Annotated in this window: 1 protein-coding gene; it reads left to right on the top strand. The window is 43.3% G+C overall.

What is annotated here, in order from left to right:
- On the top strand, nucleotides 1–469 hold a 469-nt coding region (locus G9F75_RS19695), incomplete at both ends, for a condensation domain-containing protein (RefSeq protein ID WP_167409337.1).

Consider the following 469-nt stretch of genomic DNA (forward strand, 5'->3'; position numbering starts at 1 on the left):
TACTGGCTGTATTTATGATAGAACTGCATAAATACAGCAGGCAACAAGATATCGTGGTAGGAACACCCATCTCAGGCCGAGTGCATCAGGACACCGAGACAATAGCCGGCATGTTTGTCAATACGCTGGCAATGAGAGGGTATCCAAGGGCTGAAAAAACGTTCTTAGAATTTTTAAGCGAGATCAAAGAGTTGGCATTGAATGCATATGAGAATCAAGAATACCCGTTTGAAGAATTGGTAGAGGAAGTAGAAGTACGCCGTGATCTGTCACGCAATCCGCTGTTTGACGTGATGTTTACCATGCAGAATAACGAGGAAATCCATCTTGCGATGGGCAAAGCACAGGTAGAGATGCTGGGCATTCCTTTCATTGATGCCAAATTTGATTTGGATTTACAAGCTACAGCGTATGAAGAGGGGTACGCTTTAGATCTGGTATATTGCAGTGATTTATTTACCGAGACTTC

Source organism: Bacillus sp. EKM208B (assembly GCF_011800725.1).
Classification (GTDB): Bacteria; Bacillota; Bacilli; order Bacillales; family Bacillaceae; genus Bacillus; species Bacillus velezensis.